This is a genomic window from Flavobacterium azooxidireducens, from assembly GCF_023195775.1.
Classification (GTDB): Bacteria; Bacteroidota; Bacteroidia; order Flavobacteriales; family Flavobacteriaceae; genus Flavobacterium; species Flavobacterium azooxidireducens.
The window spans coordinates 3,245,001-3,263,914 of the sequence record NZ_CP096205.1 but is presented as its reverse complement, the minus strand read 5'-3'; the positions used below and the strand labels follow the sequence as shown (position 1 = coordinate 3,263,914).

Here is an 18,914-nt window from a genome sequence, read left to right as displayed (position 1 = left end):
GGATATCAAATATAATTCATCTTGTTGATAATGAGTTACAAAAACTTACAAAAACGATGAAATGCATTTTCTATACTTTAAATAGTCAAAATACATGCCATAAAAAAATCCCGACAGGCGGGATTTCATATTTTTATGTAAATCTTTTAATCGTCGTATTGAACATCAAAAGCACCTTCAGTGATTGAATATGCAGTTTCTCCATCAGTTACAATTCCGCTAAAAGTACATTTTAATTGAGTTGCAGTTCGTTCTACTACAGTTACAGTTCCATTTAAACATCTTTCCCAAAAATCGGTAGATTCTTTATCATAATACATTTGAACTAAATCTGAATTACTACCCGTAATTTGATAAGTTCCGGGACTAATATTACTTCTTACACTAACAGTAATGCTATTATCATCGGCATCATGCCCTGCAACTGAAATCAACTCAACATCACCAGCAGATGAAATGGCAGTAAAAATATCAACATCTACGAAATCTTGACCATCAACTTTGGCAAAAAAAGTATCTTCAGTATAGTTTTCACTAGTGAATGGAATATTATTAAAAACACCATTTGTAAAAGCAATTGGTAAAACACCTTCTTCATCAATATCAGACCAATAGCCTGTAAAATTGAATGTTCCTGAAATAGTATTGTTGGTTGTGTTGATAGATGTTATAACAATTGAACCCGTATTTGAATCCGGATTAGAATAGTTTATGCCTAAATAGCCATATTCTGTACCGGCTGGTTGATAAATTATAATATTATCTTTCGCTGGATATGAACCTGTTGTTGTTCCATCAACAATAAAAGAAACGCTATCGCCATTGGATGCTCTAATTCCCGAAACAACAATTGATCCACCTGTAATTACCGCTTGATAATTGCTTGCAACAAAGGTTTGTCCGTTAAAATCAACACTAAAAACAGCTGCTGTGTTTCCACCTCCTCCATTATCACCTGGAATTTGTATCGCCGGATCGATTGGCTCAAATTCTTCTGTACACGAAGTGAATAATGCTGTACAAAAAATAAATAAATAGGTCAGTAAATTATGCTTCTTCATTATATTAAATTTTTCCAAATATAAAAATTACTTTTCGCTTACAGGAAATTTTAATATTTTATTTTTACAAAACTGTAACATTTCAAAAAACAGTCAGTCATTATATCAAATCAAAGTCAACCGATTGAGTTTAGCAAACGAAAATATTGAGCAACTGATATCGCTCTGCAAGCAAAATAACCAAAAAGCACAATTAGAGGTGTATAATCGCTATTGCAAAGCGATGTATAACGTGGCTCTTCGAATTGTGAAAGATGAACATTTTGCCGAAGATGTGATGCAAGAAGCTTTTTTGAAAGCTTTTCAAAAACTTGAAACATTCAAAGGTGAATTCGCTTTTGGAGCTTGGTTAAAACGAATTGTAATTAATTACAGTATCGATTTTTATAAAAAAAACAGTTTTTTTAATCATGATGATTATGAAGCAAAAGCATACAAAATTGAAGATGTACAAGAAGACGAGCCAATCGATCATACAAATCTGAAAGTTCAGGAAATTATGAACGCTATGCAAAAACTAAAAGAAAGTTATCGGATGATTTTGACTTTGGTTTTAATTGAAGGCTATGATTTAGAAGAAGTTTGCGAAATTATCAATATCAGTTATGCCAACTGCCGCACGACTTTGAGCAGAGCAAAAGAAAGTTTACGAATGCAATTAGCATCAAAATAAAAGAGTATGAAAGAGAAAAAAGATTCAATCGAAACATTGTTTAGTCAATTAGAAAATCAGTGGGATACCGAAACACCACGGTTAGGTCATTCCGATCGATTTTTGAAAAAACTAAATGTAGAACCCGTGCAAACAAAAAAGAAAAACTGGATGCCGCTTTCTTTAGCAGCTTCACTCCTATTGATTGCGGGAATCATAGGTTTTTATCAACTAAAAGCTGACAATCAGCCAACTAATCAATGGCAGAATGCATCGGCACAGACCAAAGAAACCCACGATTACTTTGCTTCTGTGGTTGAAAAAGAATTGACCGATTTAAAATCAAAACAAACTCCTGAAACGGAACAAATTATCAATGATGCCCTTAATCAAATGAAAGTTTTTGAGCAAGATTATCAAAAAATCATCAACGAATTACAAAAAAACGGTGACACCAAACAATTGCTTCATGCCATGATTCTGAATTTTCAAACTCGAATTTCATTTCTGGAAGAAGTAATCAAAAAAATTGAAATCATTAATCATCAAAAAAACATCGAAAATGAAAAATCTATATAGTTTATTACTAATTTGTTTTGTTGCAGTATCAAGTTTTGCAACTGATCACAACGGAAAATATACCAAACAAAAAACGGTTAAAAAAGTGGTTGCTGTTAACGCAGACGCAACAGTTGACATTGACAACAAATACGGAAATGTGTTTGTCACGACTTGGGGTGAAAATACAATTGACATTGAAGTAGTGGTAACTATCAGTGGCGACGACGAAAGTTGGGTAGATAAAAAATTAGCTTCGATTTCCATTGAATTTGGAGGTTCAAAAAGTCTTTATTCTGCTAAAACTATCTTTGATAAAGTAAGTAGTTCAGGAAGAAGAACCAGTATGGAAGTGAATTATACCGTGAAAATTCCGAAAAACGGAAACGTGAAAATTGAAAATCAATACGGTAATATTGTGACACACGATTTAAATGGAAGCACTGATATTTTATGTAAATACGGAAAAATTTCAATGGGAAAATTAAACAATTCTTCCAATAACATCAAAATTGATTATTGTTCAAAATCAACCATTGAAAGCTTGAAAAATGCAGTTGTTAATGCTAAATATTCGAGTTTAAATGTTGGCTCTTTTAACAATTTAGATTTGAATTCCAGTTATACGGATGTGGTTGTTCTTAACGGAAGTAACTTAAAATACGACAGTAATTACGGAAAAATTGCCATGGGAAAAGTGAACAATGTGGAAGGAAGCGGAAATTACTTAACCATTAAAATTGATGAAATTGAAAACAATTTGAAACTAACCACTAATTATAGTAATTTTTCACTAAATGGCGTTTCGGCAAAAGCCAGTAACATATCAATTTCATCGGGTTACACTAACATAAAAGTAAATCACAGTGTCAATTATCATTTTGATTTTGATGTTTCAACTAAATATGCCAATTTTAAAAGTGAAGCACCTTTGGAATATAGTGCACGAGTAGAAACGCAATCAAGCAAATCTTACAAAGGTTACTACAAAAAAAGTGGAGCCAATAAAATGACTATTTCATCCAGTTATGGAAATGTAAATTTAAATTTATCTAATTAATCAATCAAAAATCAAACAAAATGCAAAAATTAATCACATTAGTAGCTGTTTTTACCGTTTCAATTGTTTCTGCACAATGGGGACAAGAAAAAATTAAAGGAAACGGAACCGTAGTTTCCAAAGAAATTACAACTTCCGATTATGAATCGATAAGTGTCGCAGGATTTTTCAATGTGACTTTGGTGGAAGGAAAAGAAGGTAAAATATCTATTAAAGGAGAAGAAAATTTATTAGAATTTATAGTCGTTGAAAACGAAGGAAGCGATTTGAAAATTCGTACAGAAAAAGGGTATAATCTAAATCCATCTAAAGGAAATAAAATTGAAATTACTGTTCCGGTTCAAGAAATTTCAAAAGTAAGTTTAGCTGGTTCTGGTGGAATTGTATCTAATTTCACATTGAAATCATCTGATTTTAAAGCTACTTTGGCCGGTTCGGGAGATATTAAATTAACTGTAGATTCACAAAATGTAGAAGCAAAAGTAGCCGGTTCAGGTGATATTGAATTGAAAGGAAAAACTAAAAATTTAGAATTAACTGTATCCGGTTCAGGAGATATCGAAGCGTTTGGTTTGCAATCTGAGAACAGCAAGGCAACTCTTTCCGGTTCAGGGAATATATCCACAACTTGTTCAGAATTAATCGAAGCCCGTGTAGCCGGTTCAGGCGATATTGAATACAAAGGAAATCCTAAAAAAATCGATACTAAAGTGGTTGGTTCAGGGAAAATTAAAATGATTTAAGATTTTTTTGCCACGAATTTCACAAATTACACGAATTAGTATGAATTAATTCGTGGAATTTGTGGAATTCGTGGCCTTTTATTTGAAATAAGAAATTACTATTTGCGACCTATTTTATTTAAAAATTATTCCACTTCTGAAGTTTCATTTTTGGTAACTCGTAACAACAATAATAATCCTGCTACGAAGAAAACCATCAGAAAAACAATGGCATTTCGCATACTTCCTGTGATTTGATCAATCGTTCCATAAATTGCCATACCAATCACAATTCCGATTTTTTCGGCAACGTCATAAAAACTAAAAAAGGAAGCGGTATCATCCGTTTTAGGTAAAAATTTAGAATAAGTTGAGCGAGAAAGTGCTTGAATTCCGCCCATCACTAATCCAACAAATCCGGCTGTAACATAAAAATGAATGGGTTCGGTAACAAAATAAGCAAACACACAAATGATTGCCCAAATAGCATTAATCACAATCAACGTTGAAATATTTCCGAATTTTTCTGAAGCTTTGGATGTTAATGTTGCTCCAAGTACTGCAACCAATTGAATCACCAAAATACTTATGATTAAACCGGTTGTTTTTTCGCTATCGGTTGACCAATTAATTTCCTGTTCACCAAAATAAGTCGCAACTAACATCACCGTTTGAACCGCCATACTATACACAAAAAAAGCAACTAAATAACGATAAAGTCTTAGGTTTTGGTATAATTGGCTTTGTACTTTTTTCAGTTCTCGAAATCCATTTAAGACAACATCTTTCGTAATTTTATCAGCATTTTTATTTCCTTTCGGAAGATACCAAAATGCATATTGAGCAAAAAGAATCCACCAAATTCCAGTCATAGCAAAAGCCATTCGCATTGCGTGAAGAGCTTCTTCTCCTTCTTTTCCTAATATCATTATTAAATTAATGACTAACAAAATCACACTTCCGATATATCCAAACGAATACCCTTTTGCACTCAAACTGTCTTGTTGTTCTTTGTATGCGATGTCGGGCAAATACGAATTATAAAATACCAAACTTCCCCAAAATCCTATCAATCCAAAAAAGAAACAGACAATTCCGAAATAAATATTGTCTTTCGTAAACCAATACATTCCAATACAAGAAATGGCTCCCAAATAGCAGAAAAACTGCATAAATCGTTTTTTATTACCTGCAAAATCGGCAATTCCTGATAAAATTGGTGAAATAAAAGCAACGCATAAAAATGCAAAAGCAGTGACAAAACTGATGAGTGCCGTACTTTTAAATTCGTATCCTAAAAAAAGAATATTGGGATTTTCTTTCGGAAATAAAAACCCATAATACAACGGAAAAATAGAGGATGAAATGACTAATGGATAAACCGAATTCGCCCAATCATAAAAAGCCCAAGCGTTGGTTAATTTCTTACTTCCTTTTGCAAGTGTTGCCATAGTTGAAATTTTTGGTCATAAAAAAAGCTGCTCTTTTCAGAACAGCTTCGAAGATACTAATTTTTTACTTGAATACGACTCCGTATTTTGCAGCTTCCGCTTTCGCTTCCGGAATCCATTTTCTAAGATTAGAAACCCTTGTGTTATGCGAAGGGTGCGTACTCATAAATTCAGCCGGTGCTGAACCTCCGGACGCTGCTCCCATTCTTTCCCAAAAAGGAACTGATGCTTCGGGATTATAACCTGCAATCGCCATTAAAATCAAACCAATTTTATCGGCTTCACTTTCGTGACTTCGGCTAAAAGGTAACATTCCAAACATTTGAGAACCTGCTCCATACGCTGTCATCGCTATGGCTTGTGTTTGCTCATTTTTTTCTCCTACTGCCAAGCCAACTCCAACAGCTCCGGCTTGTTGTAACATTCCGGCACTCATTCGTTGTTGACCATGGTTTAAAAGTGCGTGAGCAACTTCGTGACCCATTACTGTAGCTAAACCTGCTTCATCTTTGGTAACAGGCAAAATTCCTGTGTAAACTACAATTTTTCCGCCCGGCATACACCAAGCATTCACAGCATCATCTTGAACCAATTTGTATTCCCATTGATAATCTTTCAGATAATTAGATTGACCAACGGCTGTTAACCATTTTTCAGCTGCTTGTCTGATTTTTATTCCTACAGCTTCTACTCTTTTTGCATCAGCGGTTCCGGTTACAACTTTGTTTTCTTTTAAAAACGTGTCATACTGTTGGAATGCTGAAGGAAAAATTGAACTGTTGCCCACTAAAGCCAACGTGCTTTTTCCTGTTAACGGATTGGTAGCACACCCCATCGTAAGTACTAATGCACTAAACGAACTAAACGCAATAATTCTTTTCATTTTATTTAAAATTAGGCTAATATTTTTACAAAATTAGTAATCTATTTGCCAACAATATGTAATTCCGTAAAGAATTTATCAACCAACAACGAATTTTTTCCGTCAAAAAAAGCAGATTCTAATGAAACCTTCTCATTATCAATTTCGATCGAAGAAATTTTAAACGGTAAACCAATTATATTAATTCTAAATTTTGAATAATTAGTCAAAAATTCTCCCACCTGATGCAACTGAATAATCAATTCTTTCTCTTTTCCGGTAAGGTTGAACGTTCGTAACGAAAATCTACCTTTATTATAATCGTAACCATCTTGAGCATCTTCATATAAAACGGATTTTTCTTTTCCGAATTTATAGTAAACATCCAATGTGATTTCTTCAAAATCTTTTTCTCCTACATATTGTTGAACAGGATATTTTGGAATAATGGCTCCTTCTTTGATGAAAATCGGAATTTGATCATAATCCGTTGCCACCCATAATTCCCTTTTACCTTCAACTACTTCATTAGTCCAAAAATTATACCAATTTCCTTTCGGAAGATACATTCGTCGTCCTACTGCATTTGGTTCTAAAATCGGACAAACCAAAATTTGATTTCCAAAAATAAATTCGTCTGTTCGATATAACGTTTGAACATCTTCCTGATCAAAGTAAACTAAAGGTTTCAACATCGCTTCACCTTCATTCACATATTTCCAAAACATCGTATATAAGTAAGGAAGTAATTGGTAACGAAGGTTAACGAATTTTCTGGTAATATCTACTACTTCTTCTCCAAACGACCAAGGTTCTTGTTCGCCGTGATCTCCGGAAGAATGCGTTCTGCAAAACGGATGAAAAACGCCTAACTGAATCCAACGAGCATATAATTCGCCCGAAGGTTGTTCGGCAAAACCGCCAATATCAGAACCAGTAAAGCCCATTCCGCTAATCGACATACGTTGCATTTGAATGTTAGCAATCCATAAATGTTCCCAAGTCGCAACATTATCTCCCGTCCAAGACGAAGTGTAACGTTGAGCACCGGAATATGCGGAACGAGTGATGATGAACGGTCGTTTTGGATAGGCAAATCGCTTCACCCCTTCATAGGTTGCTCTTGCCATTTGCGTTCCGTAAATATTATGAGCTTTTCGGTGACTACACGGATTTCCATCATAATCGTGACGAACATCCATTGGGAAGGTTTTTCCGGGAACATCCATTACTGCCGGTTCGTTCATATCGTTCCAAACACCTTTTACGCCAATATCTGAAATTAATTCTTTGAATAATCCTGCCCACCATTCACGGACTTCGGGATTTGTATAATCAGGAAAATTACATTCGCCTGGCCAAACTTTTCCTTTCATATAAGGTCCGTCGGCACGTTTGCAGAAATAATCTTTTTCTAACGCTTCGGTATAAACAGAATATTCTTTGTCAATTTTAATTCCCGGATCAATAATTACAACGGTTTTAAAACCATCTTTGGCCAATTCAGCAACCATTCGCTTTGGATCGGGAAAATATTCTTTGCTCCAAGTGAAACATCGGAATCCTTCCATATAATCGATGTCCAAATAAATAGCATCACACGGAATTTTAAGTTTTCTGAAAGTAGAAGTAATTTCTTTTACTTTACTCTCAGGATAATAACTCCATTTACATTGATGATAACCTAGCGTCCACATCGGCGGAAGCTCCGGTTTTCCGGTTAAATGCGTATAATTTGTAACCACATCTTTCATTTTCGGGCCGTAAATGAAATAGTAATTCATCTCACCACCTTCTGCCCAAAAACTGGTTACATTTCTACGTTCGTGACAAAAATCGAAAAATGTTCTGAACGTATTGTCAAAAAATATTCCGTACGCATTATTATGATGTAAGCCGATATAAAACGGCACCACTTTGTACAATGGCTCTTGTTCACGATGAAAAGCATATTGATCGGTTGCCCAATTTTCAACTCGTTTTCCTTTTAAATTAAGATGCGTGGCTTTGTCGCCCATTCCATAATAACATTCGCCGTCATTGGCTTTCTTGCTCATTTTGACGATGTTTCCACCAAATTCGTAGCTTTCTTCCCAATGAAAACCAATTTCATCATCCAAAATTTGAAAACCTTCTAAATCAAAAATCGAAACTTTCGCATTCTGTTTATTGATTTTGCAAACTATTTTGCTGGTTGTAATCGTATAAAAAGCTTTGTGCTCTTCAACCGTCAATTCGTTATAGCCGTGTGATTGACCTTTATCAATGGCATACGAAAAGTCTTTATTGAAATAACCTTTGGTTGTGTAGCGAAAACGAATCATACTATCACGAAGAATGGTGATTTTGAGCACCACATTATTTTCTGTGTAGAAAAAAACATTGTCAACATCTTGATTGAATGACACTATTTTGGAAGGAAACTGATCGCCTTTGTGTTCTAATTCAGTATTTGTAATCATAGTAATTGGATTATAATTGTCAAATTTACAAAGTTGAAACTTTTAATCACTTTTTAATTTGAGGTTTTATTAACTCAAACGTTTGCGTTTATGGATAAAATGGAAATCCCTCTGTTTGAGAGGGATTTAAACCTGACAGGTTTTAAAAACCTGTCAGGTTTCAGAATATTACTTAATAAACCTTAATACCTTAATGGTTTAAAAATAAAATTTACATTACTTCACAGAAACCTTAAAAACCGAAACTCCCAATGGTGGCAAAGTCAATTCTGCCGAAAAATCTCTTCCGTTCCAAGGTTCTTTTTCAATTTTGATGGCCTTTTTATTATTGATACCACTTCCGCCGTATTCCACTTTATCAGAATTAAAAATTTCAGTCAACTTTCCTTTGGAAGGCAATCCGATTCGATAATTCTCCCGAACAACCGGTGTAAAATTACAGACCACCACTAAATTTTCTTTTTCATTTTTTCCTTTACGGATGTAACTCAGCACCGCATTTTGATGATCGGAATAATTAATCCATTCAAAACCTTCGGGGCTAAATTGATTTTCAAATAAAGCGGGATTGGTTTTATAGAGTTCATTCAAGTCTGAAATACATTTTCGTGTACCTTCGTGATAACCATAGTTCAACAAATGCCAGTCTAAACTTCCGTCAAATTTCCACTCGGCTCGTTGACCGAATTCGGATCCCATAAAGAGTAAATTCGTTCCCGGATGCGTAAACATATAACCGTAAAGCAAACGTAAATTGGCAAATTGCTGCCACTCATCGCCTGTCATTCTTCCTAAAATGGATTTTTTTCCATAAACAACTTCATCGTGCGAAAGTGGTAACATAAAGTTTTCGGAAAACGCATACGTCATCGAAAAAGTCAAATCATTTTGATGGTATTTTCGGTAAATCGATTCACGTTTAAAATATTGCAATGTGTCGTGCATCCATCCCATCATCCATTTCATTCCAAATCCTAATCCGCCTACCGAAGTTGGTCTGGAAACCATTGGAAACGACGTACTTTCTTCGGCAATTGTCTGTACTCCTTCATAATTGGAATAAACTGCTTCATTAAAATCTTTTAAGAAACTAATCGTATCTAAATTTTCTCTTCCGCCAAAAATATTCGGTTCCCACTCTCCTTCTTTTCTGGAATAATCCAAATACAACATCGAAGCAACGGCATCAACACGAAGACCATCCGCGTGATAATAATCCAACCAAAATAAGGCATTGGAAATCAAAAACGAACGCACTTCATTTCTGCCGTAATTGAAAACTAAACTTTTCCAATCGGGATGATAGCCTTTTCTGCGATCGGGATGTTCATACAAATTAGAACCGTCAAAAAATCCTAAACCGTGAGCATCGTCGGGAAAATGCGACGGAACCCAGTCTAAAATCACGCCAATTCCGGCTTGATGCAATTTATCTACCAAAAACATAAAATCCTGTGGTTTTCCAAATCGGGAAGTTGGGGCAAAATAACCAATCAACTGATACCCCCACGAAGGATCGTAGGGATATTCCATAATTGGCATAAATTCCACGTGCGTGAAACCGGTTTCTTTGACATAATTCACCAAATCTTCCGCTAATTCTAAATACGTCAGCGAACGGTCTTGCTCTAAATTGCGTTTCCACGAACCCAAATGCACTTCATACACCGAATACGGTTTGTCTAAACCATTTTTTTCTTTTCGGGAATCCATCCATTTTTTGTCTTTCCATTTGTATTCCAAATCCCAAATGACTGACGCCGTTTCCGGTGGTTTTTGACAATACAACGCAAACGGATCGGCTTTTTCAGTGATAATTCCGTTGTTATTGGACTGAATTTTATATTTGTATTTTGTTCCTTTATCGATGTTTGGAATAAATCCTTCCCAAATTCCGGACGCATCCCAACGCACATTCAATGGATGTTCGCCTTGAATCCAGTAATTAAAATCGCCCACGACAGAAACCGAACGTGCAGACGGTGCCCAAACAGCAAAATAAACGCCTTTTACGCCGTTGACCTCCGTAAGATGAGCTCCTAATTTTTCGTATAATCTAAAATGTTTTCCGGCTTTGAATAAGGCGATGTCAAAATCGGTGAATAAGGAATGTGGTTGTACTTGGTTCATATATTTTTAACCTTAAAGAAGTTATATTTTAATTTTAGTTTATGCAAAATGCAAGTTTAATTATTTTTTCAGTTGCATTACTTTCTCTAATAAAGGTGCTAATCCATTTTCTGTAATTGTGTCATTATTCCAAAAACTCATACAACAACTTACATAATTTTCTCTCACTTTACTTGCAACATAATAAATTGTCAAAGTTTTTCCTCCTGACATTCCTGCAAGTAATGATTTTGCACCTGTAAAATCATAGATTACTTTTTTAGCTTTCGTTTCTGTTCCTTCAAATATAACGTGAACGTCTTCCTCTGAAAGAACTTTTCCGCCTTTTTTATTTTTTGTAACAGTAAATTGATTGTCAATTGAGCTCTCAGCACTTTCGAGTGTTTTGTGAACCGACCAATTCATTTCACCATAATATGGACATTGCACATTATTTATGTTTGTCCAATAACAACTATTTCCAAGTTTGATTTTTCGTCCTGCAAAATCTATACTATCAATAGTCATTGGCTCAAAAACTTCTTTTGGTATTTCACCGTTCAAAATTAGATTTATATATTTTCTTTCAAATACTTGATTTTGTTTTCCATAATAACCAAACCAAAAAACTGAAACGGTTTTGTTTTTATTCTCAACAAAATAATATGAACTGATCTGATTAATATTTTCCGCAATATTTTCAAATTTAGTAATGAATAAATTGTTGTTTTTTAATGTTTCGTCTTTTGTTTTAATGTCACTTTCTTTAATGGAATATTTTCTATATAATTTTTTTAACCCTTTTTCAGAAAATTCATTACTAAATGTTTGACTTGAAAAATCAACTCCATCAACATTATAGAAAATAATTGTTTGGTTATTAATGGCTTTAAGTCGTTTTACAAAATCATCATTTTCTTGACTAAATGAAAATGTTGAAATAAATGTAAAAACTAAAAAAAATATTAACTTCATATTTTTTATTTTATAATATTAAAAGTATGTAATGATTTTCCATAATTTCTGATCGAAACTTTACTTACCAAAGCATTGTCAGTAGGTTTTACAGAAATACTTTGATTTATGTCATATGGATCATTTTGGGAAAATTTCATACTAATAGTTTATTTAATGTCTTTTTAAATAGAATGCCTTTACATAACTTCCATAACTAATTAGTTAAAGTAAAAGAAACGATATTATTTTTTCATTATTGCCATTTTGGGATTATATCTGTAAACAAAGTCAATTCTGAATTCTATGCTTTTTATTCTATATTTTATATTCTTTAATCTAATAATTCATAATACTCTGAATCCCCCTCAACGGAATCACCGCCCATCGTGGTCTGGAATTCAATTCGTAACCCAATTCATAAACCGCTTTTTCAAGCAAACAATACTTCAATAAAAAGTCGATTTCGTGGTTGTAACCAATGTTTAAATTACCGGATTGGGCTTTTTCGATGTAGGTTTCCAAAAAGACACCCACAAAATATTTATACAAAATTTCCCCAGCTTTAAACAATTCTTCCTGCTCAAACGGATATTTTTCTTTGTTGTTAAAAATCGTCGCATAAATGGCATAATGAAACGAACGGAACATTCCCGCGACATCTTTCAACGGTGGTTGCTTTACTTTTCTGTCGCGAATAGTGCTTTCCGGTTCGCCTTCAAAATCCAAAATATAGAAATCATCGCCATTCACTAACACTTGTCCCAAATGATAATCGCCGTGAATTCTGATGCGTTCCGATTTCATCTTCGTCCAATCGAAATCGACAAAATGTTTTCGGACTAACTTCTTATTTTCCATAAATTGATGAGCCAATTCTAACGCCAATCCGTCCAATTTATGCAAACTGTTTTCAATGATATTCAATCGGTTTTGAAACTGATACAACATTCTGTTTTTCAACCAAACGGTATAATCGCCGTTGTAAGTGGTTGGTGTAAAAGCCGTTTCGTGAATATCACTTCCCAACGCAATGTGCATTTCTGCCGTTCGTAACGCCAAGGTTTGAATGCGTAAAAACAAACTCAATCCCACCCAGTCAATAATTTCGGGCGGAATTTCATTAATCCGCAACCGTTTAAACATTGCAATATCGGGTAATTTATCGATTTTTATTTTCTTGCGTTTCAAATTATCAAAAACACCGTCAATTTGTTCGAGCATAAATTTCCACGCATCGCCTTGATTCGAAACCAATTCTTGCATCAAACCGAGCGTAATATTTCCTTCGGCCAAAGCCAAATTAATACTTCCGGTATAGCGTGGTGTATTTTCAAAATGCATCCGTTCAGTCAAAAAACGACTGATTTCATAATCGGGATTGGTGCTGACATAAATGCGTCTGAAAATTTTCAAAACAAACGAATCATTGTAAATAATTGATGTATTGCTTTGCTCCAATCCCATAAAACGAGACGATTGATATTCGTCTTTTTCAATGGTTGAACCTTTGTGAAAAACCAATTTCAATCCGGGTGTTTCTTTTGATTTTATAATGTTGTCAAACAACAACTTACGAAAATCTTCTTGATGTAATGCATCAACTAAATAACCGGTTTGTTTTCCCATCACAACGGGAGCGATAACGGTACTTGTATCCAATTCTTCTTTGGACATAAAAGCCAACGGCATAAAATAATGTTGGTAAAAAGCTTCTTTAAAATTCACTTCCAACAACACACCATAATAGGTGTTTTTCTTTGAAGTTATCTTAAACTGATCAACCACCTCGATGTACTTTAACGTACTCGCCTTTCCGCCATACCATCGTTTGTTGATGATATAATTTTCTAAAATATCCGAAGAAAAAACCTTGACAAAATCATCATCTTCAAAACAAGTTTCCCACGTTGTTTTAAATTCAAATGTACTGGTAAAAGTATCTTGGTTGGTTGTATTCATTATCGTTCAATTTTAAATAAATGAAAAGGTAAAGCAGGATGTAATTCTACAAAATTCCACTCTCTATCCCAAAAATAACTGTTTCCGGTAATTAAATCGGTTACTTTAACCGGTTGATTACCAAGTTCTTCCAAAGGTAAACGAACCACGGCTTGCAACGGATTTTGTGCATTCAAACTACAAACCATCAATGTATGATCGGTTTTGGCATCATTAAATTTATAATACGCGATCAACTGTTCGTTATCCGTTTTACAAAAAACAATATTATTCGTTTGTTGCAACGATTCTTGCTGTTTTCTGATGTGATTGATACGAGTAATTAACGTAGTCAATTTGTTCTTCGCTTCCCAATCCCAATGATATACTTCGTATTTCTCCGAATTCAAATATTCCTCTTTGCCTTTAGCCATCGGTTGATGAACTAAAAATTCGTAAGCCGGACCATAGATTCCAACACTAGAACTCAATGTGGCGGCTAAAAAATATTTCTGTAAATAAACCGATTCATTTCCTGTTTGCAACGCAAATGGCAGAATATCAGGCGTATTCGGCCAGAAATTCGGTCTGAAAAATTCCTTTTGTTCGGTTTGCGTTAATTCGGTGACATATTCAATCAATTCGGCTTTCGTATTTCGCCAAGTAAAATAGGTATAAGATTGCGAAAAACCTTGTTTCGCTAATTCATTCATAATTTTCGGTCGTGTAAAAGCTTCCGACAAAAACAACACATCCGGATGTTTTTTCTTAATCTCACCAATCAACCATCCCCAAAAATAAAAGGGTTTGGTATGCGGATTATCCACGCGATAGACTTTAATTCCACATTCTTCAATCCAAAATAAAGCGACATCTAACAATTCCTTCCACAAGTTTTTCCAATCGCCGCTTTCAAAATAAATCGGTTGGATATCTTGGTATTTTTTTGGTGGATTTTCAGCATATTGCACCGTTCCGTCCGGACGCCATTTGAACCATTGCGGAAAATCTTTCACATACGGATGATCAGGAGCCGCTTGCAACGCATAATCCATCGCAATTTCAATTCCCATCGATTGGGCTTTTTTAACCAATGCCTTAAATTCATCAATTGTTCCCAATTCCGGATGAGTCGATTTATGTCCGCCAAACTTCGAACCAATTCCCCACGGCGAACCCACATCTCCTTTTTCAGCCGTAGTGGCGTTATTTTTTCCTTTGCGATTTACTTCTCCAATCGGATGAATCGGCGGAAAATACAACGTATCAAAACCCATTTCCACCACTCGTGGCAACAATCGTTCGCAATCTTTAAACGTTCCGTGTTTGCCGGGAGTTTCTGAAGCCGAACGTGGAAAAAATTCATACCAAGTGCTAAACAACGCTTTTTTTCTATCCACATAAACCTTCAATTCAGCAGAAGAATTCGCTAAAGTTCGCTTTGGGTATTTTTTAAAAATCTGATGCAATTCATCCGACAACGCAATGGCAATCGCTGAATCATATAATTTGGCATCTTGAAACGCTTTGATGGCAGAATTCAAATACGCTTTTTCATCTTTTGTAACTTCTTTCAAAATCGCTTGACAGTACTCTGCTCCTTCCAACAACTCCGATTTAACGTGTTGATTATCATTGATTTTTCGTTCGGTGCCGTGTTGCCAATTCAAGGCATAATCTACCCAACCTTCAATAAAATAGGAATAAAATCCTTGCTTTGTAACTGTAAATTCAGCTTCCCATTCATCGTTTTCAGTCGGAGACATTCGCACTTCACTCCACTTTTTATCTTTTTCGTGTTTAAATTTCACACAACATTCCACCACATCGTGACCGTCGGAAAAAACGTGAGCAGATACGTTAACTGTTTGGTTGATAATTCGCTTTATAAAAAAAGAACCTCCATCCAACTGAGGCTTCACACTTTCAATAATGATACGCGTCTGATTTTGCATTTTAAGTAATTTTTATGAACTCTAAATTTATAAAAAATAATTTTAAATCATACCTTGCGTTAAAATTTATTGAAATGTCAAAAAAAACCAAATCTGACAATCAATCCTTGCAGATTCCGAAGCCAATTCTCATAACCGCTAAATTTTTGCAAGCAATTTCACCAAAATTAGCCACTCAATTTGCTGCAAAACTTTTTACAACGCCTATAAAACACAAGATTCCGAAACGGGAATTTCAAATGGATAAACAAAGTATCCAACACGATGTTTTAATTCCGTCCATCGATAAAACCATTAAAACTTACCAATACGGTAACAGCCCGAAAAAGATTTTGCTCGTTCACGGTTGGTCGGGTCGCGGAACACAATTAGTCAAAATTGCCGACGAACTCATCGAAAATGGCTTTTCTATCATCAGTTTCGATGCTCCGGCACACGGCAAAAGCAAAGGAAATTCGTCGATTATGACCGAATTTATCGCCAGCATTCTCGTCCTCGAAAAACAATACGGTCCGTTTGAATTTGCCGTTGGTCACTCGTTAGGCGGAATGGCCATTATCAACGCCATCAAACAAAACCTGAATGTCAAAAAAGCCGTAATTATAGGGAGTGGCGATTTAATTCAGGATATTATCTCCGATTTTATTCGAAATTTAGGTCTAAAACCACAAATTGGCGACAGAATGCGAGAACATTTTGAAAAGAAATTCGGCGAACCAATGAACAATTATTCTACATCGGTTGTGTCCAAAAACATCGAAACGCCGGTTTTCATCATCCACGACAACGACGATCACGATGTAAATGTAAAATGTGCTCACAACATTCACAGCCATTTAAAAAATAGCAAATTAATGATAACCAATAATTTAGGACATAGAAAAATACTAGGAAACGAAAAAGTAATCAATGAAATTAGTAATTTTATCAGAAGCTAATCCAGCTATCCGCTGCAACTCCTCGGCCTTCAATCCATTTTTCTAATGCTTTTTCGTGGCTTCTTTGGTCGCCCCAAAAAGCGAAGAAAAATTGGCTTTCAGTCCTGCGGGGTTTCCGCTACTATCTGGGCTAGGATGAGTGCTATTAAGGAAATATTTTTAATAATTTTGTTTTGCCACGAATTATACGAATTACCACGAATTTCACAAATTTTATTCGTTTTAAATTCGTGGTAATTCGTATAATTCGTGGCTAAAAAATTTAAAATATTATTGGCTTTTAAAACAAACAAATGAAAAAAATCATCACATCAATACTGTTTACTTTTCTAGCAACATTAAGCTATGGACAAACTATTTATACCAAAACCTTTGGAAACAGTAAAGACAAACCTATTATTTTTCTCCACGGTGGTCCGGGTTTTAATAGTGCAAACTTTGAAGCAACAACTGCACAACAACTTGCAGACAAAGGTTTCTTTGTGATCGTGTATGACCGACGCGGCGAAGGACGAAGTTCTGACACTAACGCAAAATTTACTTTTAACGAAACGATTGAAGATTTAAATTCCATCTATCAAAAATTTAACTTAAAAAAATCTACGTTAATCGGACACAGCTTTGGTGGAATTGTAGCCACTTTATTCGCCGAAGCGAATCCTAAAAAAGTACAATCAATTGTTCTGGTCGGAGCTCCTGTTTCTTTGCAAACTACTTTTAAACATATTCTTTCACAATCCAAAAGTATTTATGAAACAAAAAAAGACAGTGTAAACCTAAAATACATTGCAATGCTTGAAAAAATGGACACAACAAGTATTGAATACAGTTCTTATTGTTTTATACACGCGATGCAAAATGGTTTTTATTCACCTAAAAATCCAACGACAGAAGCAAAAAACATCTATTCGAAATTTAAAACAGATACGCTTTTAACTAAATATGCTTCTCAAATGTCGTACGAAGCTCCCAGAGGTTTTTGGAAAAATGAAAAATATACAACCATCGACTTAACTACAAATTTAAAAGAACTGAAAAAAAAGAATATCCAAATTTATGGTCTGTATGGTAAAGACGATGGACTTTATTCTACTGAACAAATTGCTGATTTACAGAACCTCATTGGTTCAACTAACTTACAATACTTTGAAAACTGTTCACATAATGTTTTTATTGATCAACAAACACCATTTATTGAGGCGATAAAAACGTGGATAAAATAAAAATTAAATTAAAACCGCTATGAAGAAAATAATGTTAATCCTCACCCTTTTCACACTAACAGCGTGTCAAGGGCAAAAAAAAGAAACTAAAAAGCCCTTAAAAGTCGTCAAAACCGAAGCTGAATGGAAAGCAGAACTCACCCCCGAACAATACGAAGTATTGCGTAAAAAAGGCACAGAACGAGCTTTCACCGGAGCCTATTGGGATCACTTTGAAAAAGGACAATACGTTTGTGCCGCTTGTGAAAACCCGTTATTTACTTCGCAAACCAAATTTGATTCAGATTGTGGTTGGCCATCATTCGACCAAGCCATCAAAGGTTCTGTGATTTATGAAAATGATTATAGTTTTAATATGTCACGCGTTGAAGTAATGTGTGCCAACTGTGGTGGTCACCTCGGTCACGTTTTTGATGACGGCCCCAAAGAAACCACCGGAAAACGTTTTTGCACCAACTCAATTTCTGTCAAATTTATACCTGAAAAGTAATGGCCTACAAAATTCAAAAAACAGAAGAAGAATGGAAAGCCCAATTAGGGCTAGAAAAATATAAAATCCTTCGTCAAAAAGGAACAGAATTTCCGCACACCGGACAATACAACCTTCATTTCGAAAAAGGAAAGTATTGTTGTGCTGCTTGTGCCGAAGTTTTATTTGAAAGCGATGCCAAATTTGATGCTCATTGCGGTTGGCCATCCTTCGATCAATCCATCCCAGGAAAAGTTGAATACATCAAGGATGCAACTCACGGTATGATTCGTACCGAAATTCTTTGTGCCAGCTGCGGAAGTCATTTAGGACACGTTTTCGATGATGGTCCAACAGAAACCGGAATTCGTTATTGTGTGAATTCGCTATCAATTGATTTTAGGGAGTAAAAAATGAATTTATTTGAAGAAACATCTAATTGGAAAAAAAAATTAACTCCTTTAATTAATCAATACAAAGGAAAAAAACATCCATTG

Annotated in this window: 18 protein-coding genes (1 of these 18 only partly in view); 9 read left to right on the top strand and 9 right to left on the bottom strand. The window is 34.9% G+C overall.

What is annotated here, in order from left to right; all coding sequences use genetic code 11:
• Positions 1 to 146: 146 nt before the first annotated feature.
• Positions 147 to 1,061, bottom strand: coding sequence for a DUF6252 family protein (locus tag M0M57_RS14100; RefSeq protein ID WP_248433690.1), 915 nt, complete (start codon positions 1,059 to 1,061; stop codon positions 147 to 149).
• A 124-nt stretch (positions 1,062 to 1,185) separates the two neighbouring features.
• Here M0M57_RS14100 and M0M57_RS14095 point away from each other — a divergent pair, with 124 nt between their 5' ends.
• The 4 genes from M0M57_RS14095 to M0M57_RS14080 are packed head-to-tail and all read left to right on the top strand — an operon-like array spanning position 1,186 to position 4,074.
• Positions 1,186 to 1,734, top strand: coding sequence for an RNA polymerase sigma factor (locus M0M57_RS14095; RefSeq protein WP_248433689.1), 549 nt, complete (start codon positions 1,186 to 1,188; stop codon positions 1,732 to 1,734).
• Between the two features lie 6 nt (positions 1,735 to 1,740).
• Entirely contained in the window at positions 1,741 to 2,292 is a 552-nt protein-coding gene (locus tag M0M57_RS14090; protein WP_248433688.1) for an anti-sigma factor, read from the top strand.
• Entirely contained in the window at positions 2,276 to 3,331 is a 1,056-nt protein-coding gene (locus M0M57_RS14085) for a hypothetical protein (protein ID WP_248433687.1), read from the top strand. The genes M0M57_RS14090 and M0M57_RS14085 overlap by 17 nt, the downstream gene beginning before the upstream one ends.
• A 20-nt stretch (positions 3,332 to 3,351) precedes the next feature.
• A complete protein-coding gene (locus M0M57_RS14080; protein WP_248433686.1) occupies positions 3,352 to 4,074 on the top strand; it encodes a head GIN domain-containing protein in 723 nt (240 codons plus the stop codon).
• Between the two features lie 125 nt (positions 4,075 to 4,199).
• Here the strand turns inward: M0M57_RS14080 and M0M57_RS14075 are convergent, their stop codons facing one another.
• From M0M57_RS14075 to M0M57_RS14045, 8 genes are all read right to left on the bottom strand, one after another.
• Entirely contained in the window at positions 4,200 to 5,504 is a 1,305-nt protein-coding gene (locus tag M0M57_RS14075) for an MFS transporter (RefSeq protein ID WP_248433685.1), read from the bottom strand.
• A 64-nt stretch (positions 5,505 to 5,568) separates the two neighbouring features.
• Positions 5,569 to 6,387 carry a M48 family metallopeptidase gene (locus tag M0M57_RS14070; protein ID WP_248433684.1) on the bottom strand — a complete coding sequence of 273 codons (819 nt, stop codon included), beginning with the start codon at positions 6,385 to 6,387 and terminating at the stop codon, positions 5,569 to 5,571.
• Between the two features lie 41 nt (positions 6,388 to 6,428).
• On the bottom strand, positions 6,429 to 8,828 hold the full coding sequence (locus M0M57_RS14065; protein WP_248433683.1) for a glycoside hydrolase family 31 protein: 2,400 nt from the start codon (positions 8,826 to 8,828) through the stop codon (positions 6,429 to 6,431).
• A 216-nt stretch (positions 8,829 to 9,044) separates the two neighbouring features.
• Positions 9,045 to 10,958 carry a 1,4-alpha-glucan branching protein GlgB gene (gene glgB, locus M0M57_RS14060; RefSeq protein WP_248433682.1) on the bottom strand — a complete coding sequence of 638 codons (1,914 nt, stop codon included), beginning with the start codon at positions 10,956 to 10,958 and terminating at the stop codon, positions 9,045 to 9,047.
• 60 nt (positions 10,959 to 11,018) lie between these two features.
• The gene (locus M0M57_RS14055; protein ID WP_248433681.1) at positions 11,019 to 11,912 is read right to left on the bottom strand and encodes a hypothetical protein; all 894 of its coding nucleotides are present in this window, start codon (positions 11,910 to 11,912) and stop codon (positions 11,019 to 11,021) included.
• 5 nt (positions 11,913 to 11,917) lie between these two features.
• The gene (locus M0M57_RS16715; protein ID WP_256466608.1) at positions 11,918 to 12,052 is read right to left on the bottom strand and encodes a hypothetical protein; all 135 of its coding nucleotides are present in this window, start codon (positions 12,050 to 12,052) and stop codon (positions 11,918 to 11,920) included.
• 178 nt (positions 12,053 to 12,230) lie between these two features.
• On the bottom strand, positions 12,231 to 13,853 hold the full coding sequence (locus M0M57_RS14050) for a maltokinase N-terminal cap-like domain-containing protein (protein ID WP_248433680.1): 1,623 nt from the start codon (positions 13,851 to 13,853) through the stop codon (positions 12,231 to 12,233).
• Complete coding sequence (locus tag M0M57_RS14045; RefSeq protein ID WP_248433679.1) at positions 13,853 to 15,787, bottom strand: alpha-1,4-glucan--maltose-1-phosphate maltosyltransferase; 1,935 nt, start codon at positions 15,785 to 15,787, stop codon at positions 13,853 to 13,855. The genes M0M57_RS14050 and M0M57_RS14045 overlap by 1 nt, the downstream gene beginning before the upstream one ends.
• A gap of 74 nt (positions 15,788 to 15,861) precedes the next feature.
• Here M0M57_RS14045 and M0M57_RS14040 point away from each other — a divergent pair, with 74 nt between their 5' ends.
• The 5 genes from M0M57_RS14040 to M0M57_RS14020 form a co-directional block, all read left to right on the top strand.
• Positions 15,862 to 16,725, top strand: a complete 864-nt coding sequence (locus M0M57_RS14040; RefSeq protein WP_248433678.1) for an alpha/beta fold hydrolase — start codon at positions 15,862 to 15,864, stop codon at positions 16,723 to 16,725.
• Positions 16,726 to 17,018: 293 nt separating this feature from the next.
• The gene (locus tag M0M57_RS14035) at positions 17,019 to 17,948 is read left to right on the top strand and encodes an alpha/beta fold hydrolase (RefSeq protein ID WP_248433676.1); all 930 of its coding nucleotides are present in this window, start codon (positions 17,019 to 17,021) and stop codon (positions 17,946 to 17,948) included.
• 19 nt (positions 17,949 to 17,967) lie between these two features.
• On the top strand, positions 17,968 to 18,438 hold the full coding sequence (gene msrB / locus M0M57_RS14030) for a peptide-methionine (R)-S-oxide reductase MsrB (RefSeq protein ID WP_248433675.1): 471 nt from the start codon (positions 17,968 to 17,970) through the stop codon (positions 18,436 to 18,438).
• On the top strand, positions 18,438 to 18,827 hold the full coding sequence (msrB, locus tag M0M57_RS14025) for a peptide-methionine (R)-S-oxide reductase MsrB (RefSeq protein ID WP_248433674.1): 390 nt from the start codon (positions 18,438 to 18,440) through the stop codon (positions 18,825 to 18,827). The genes msrB (M0M57_RS14030) and msrB (M0M57_RS14025) overlap by 1 nt, the downstream gene beginning before the upstream one ends.
• A gap of 3 nt (positions 18,828 to 18,830) precedes the next feature.
• Positions 18,831 to 18,914, top strand: the start of a protein-coding gene (locus tag M0M57_RS14020) for an endonuclease III domain-containing protein (RefSeq protein WP_248433673.1). It continues 561 nt past the right edge of the window; 84 of the gene's 645 nt are visible here — the first part of the coding sequence; it begins with the start codon at positions 18,831 to 18,833; the stop codon falls past the right edge of the window.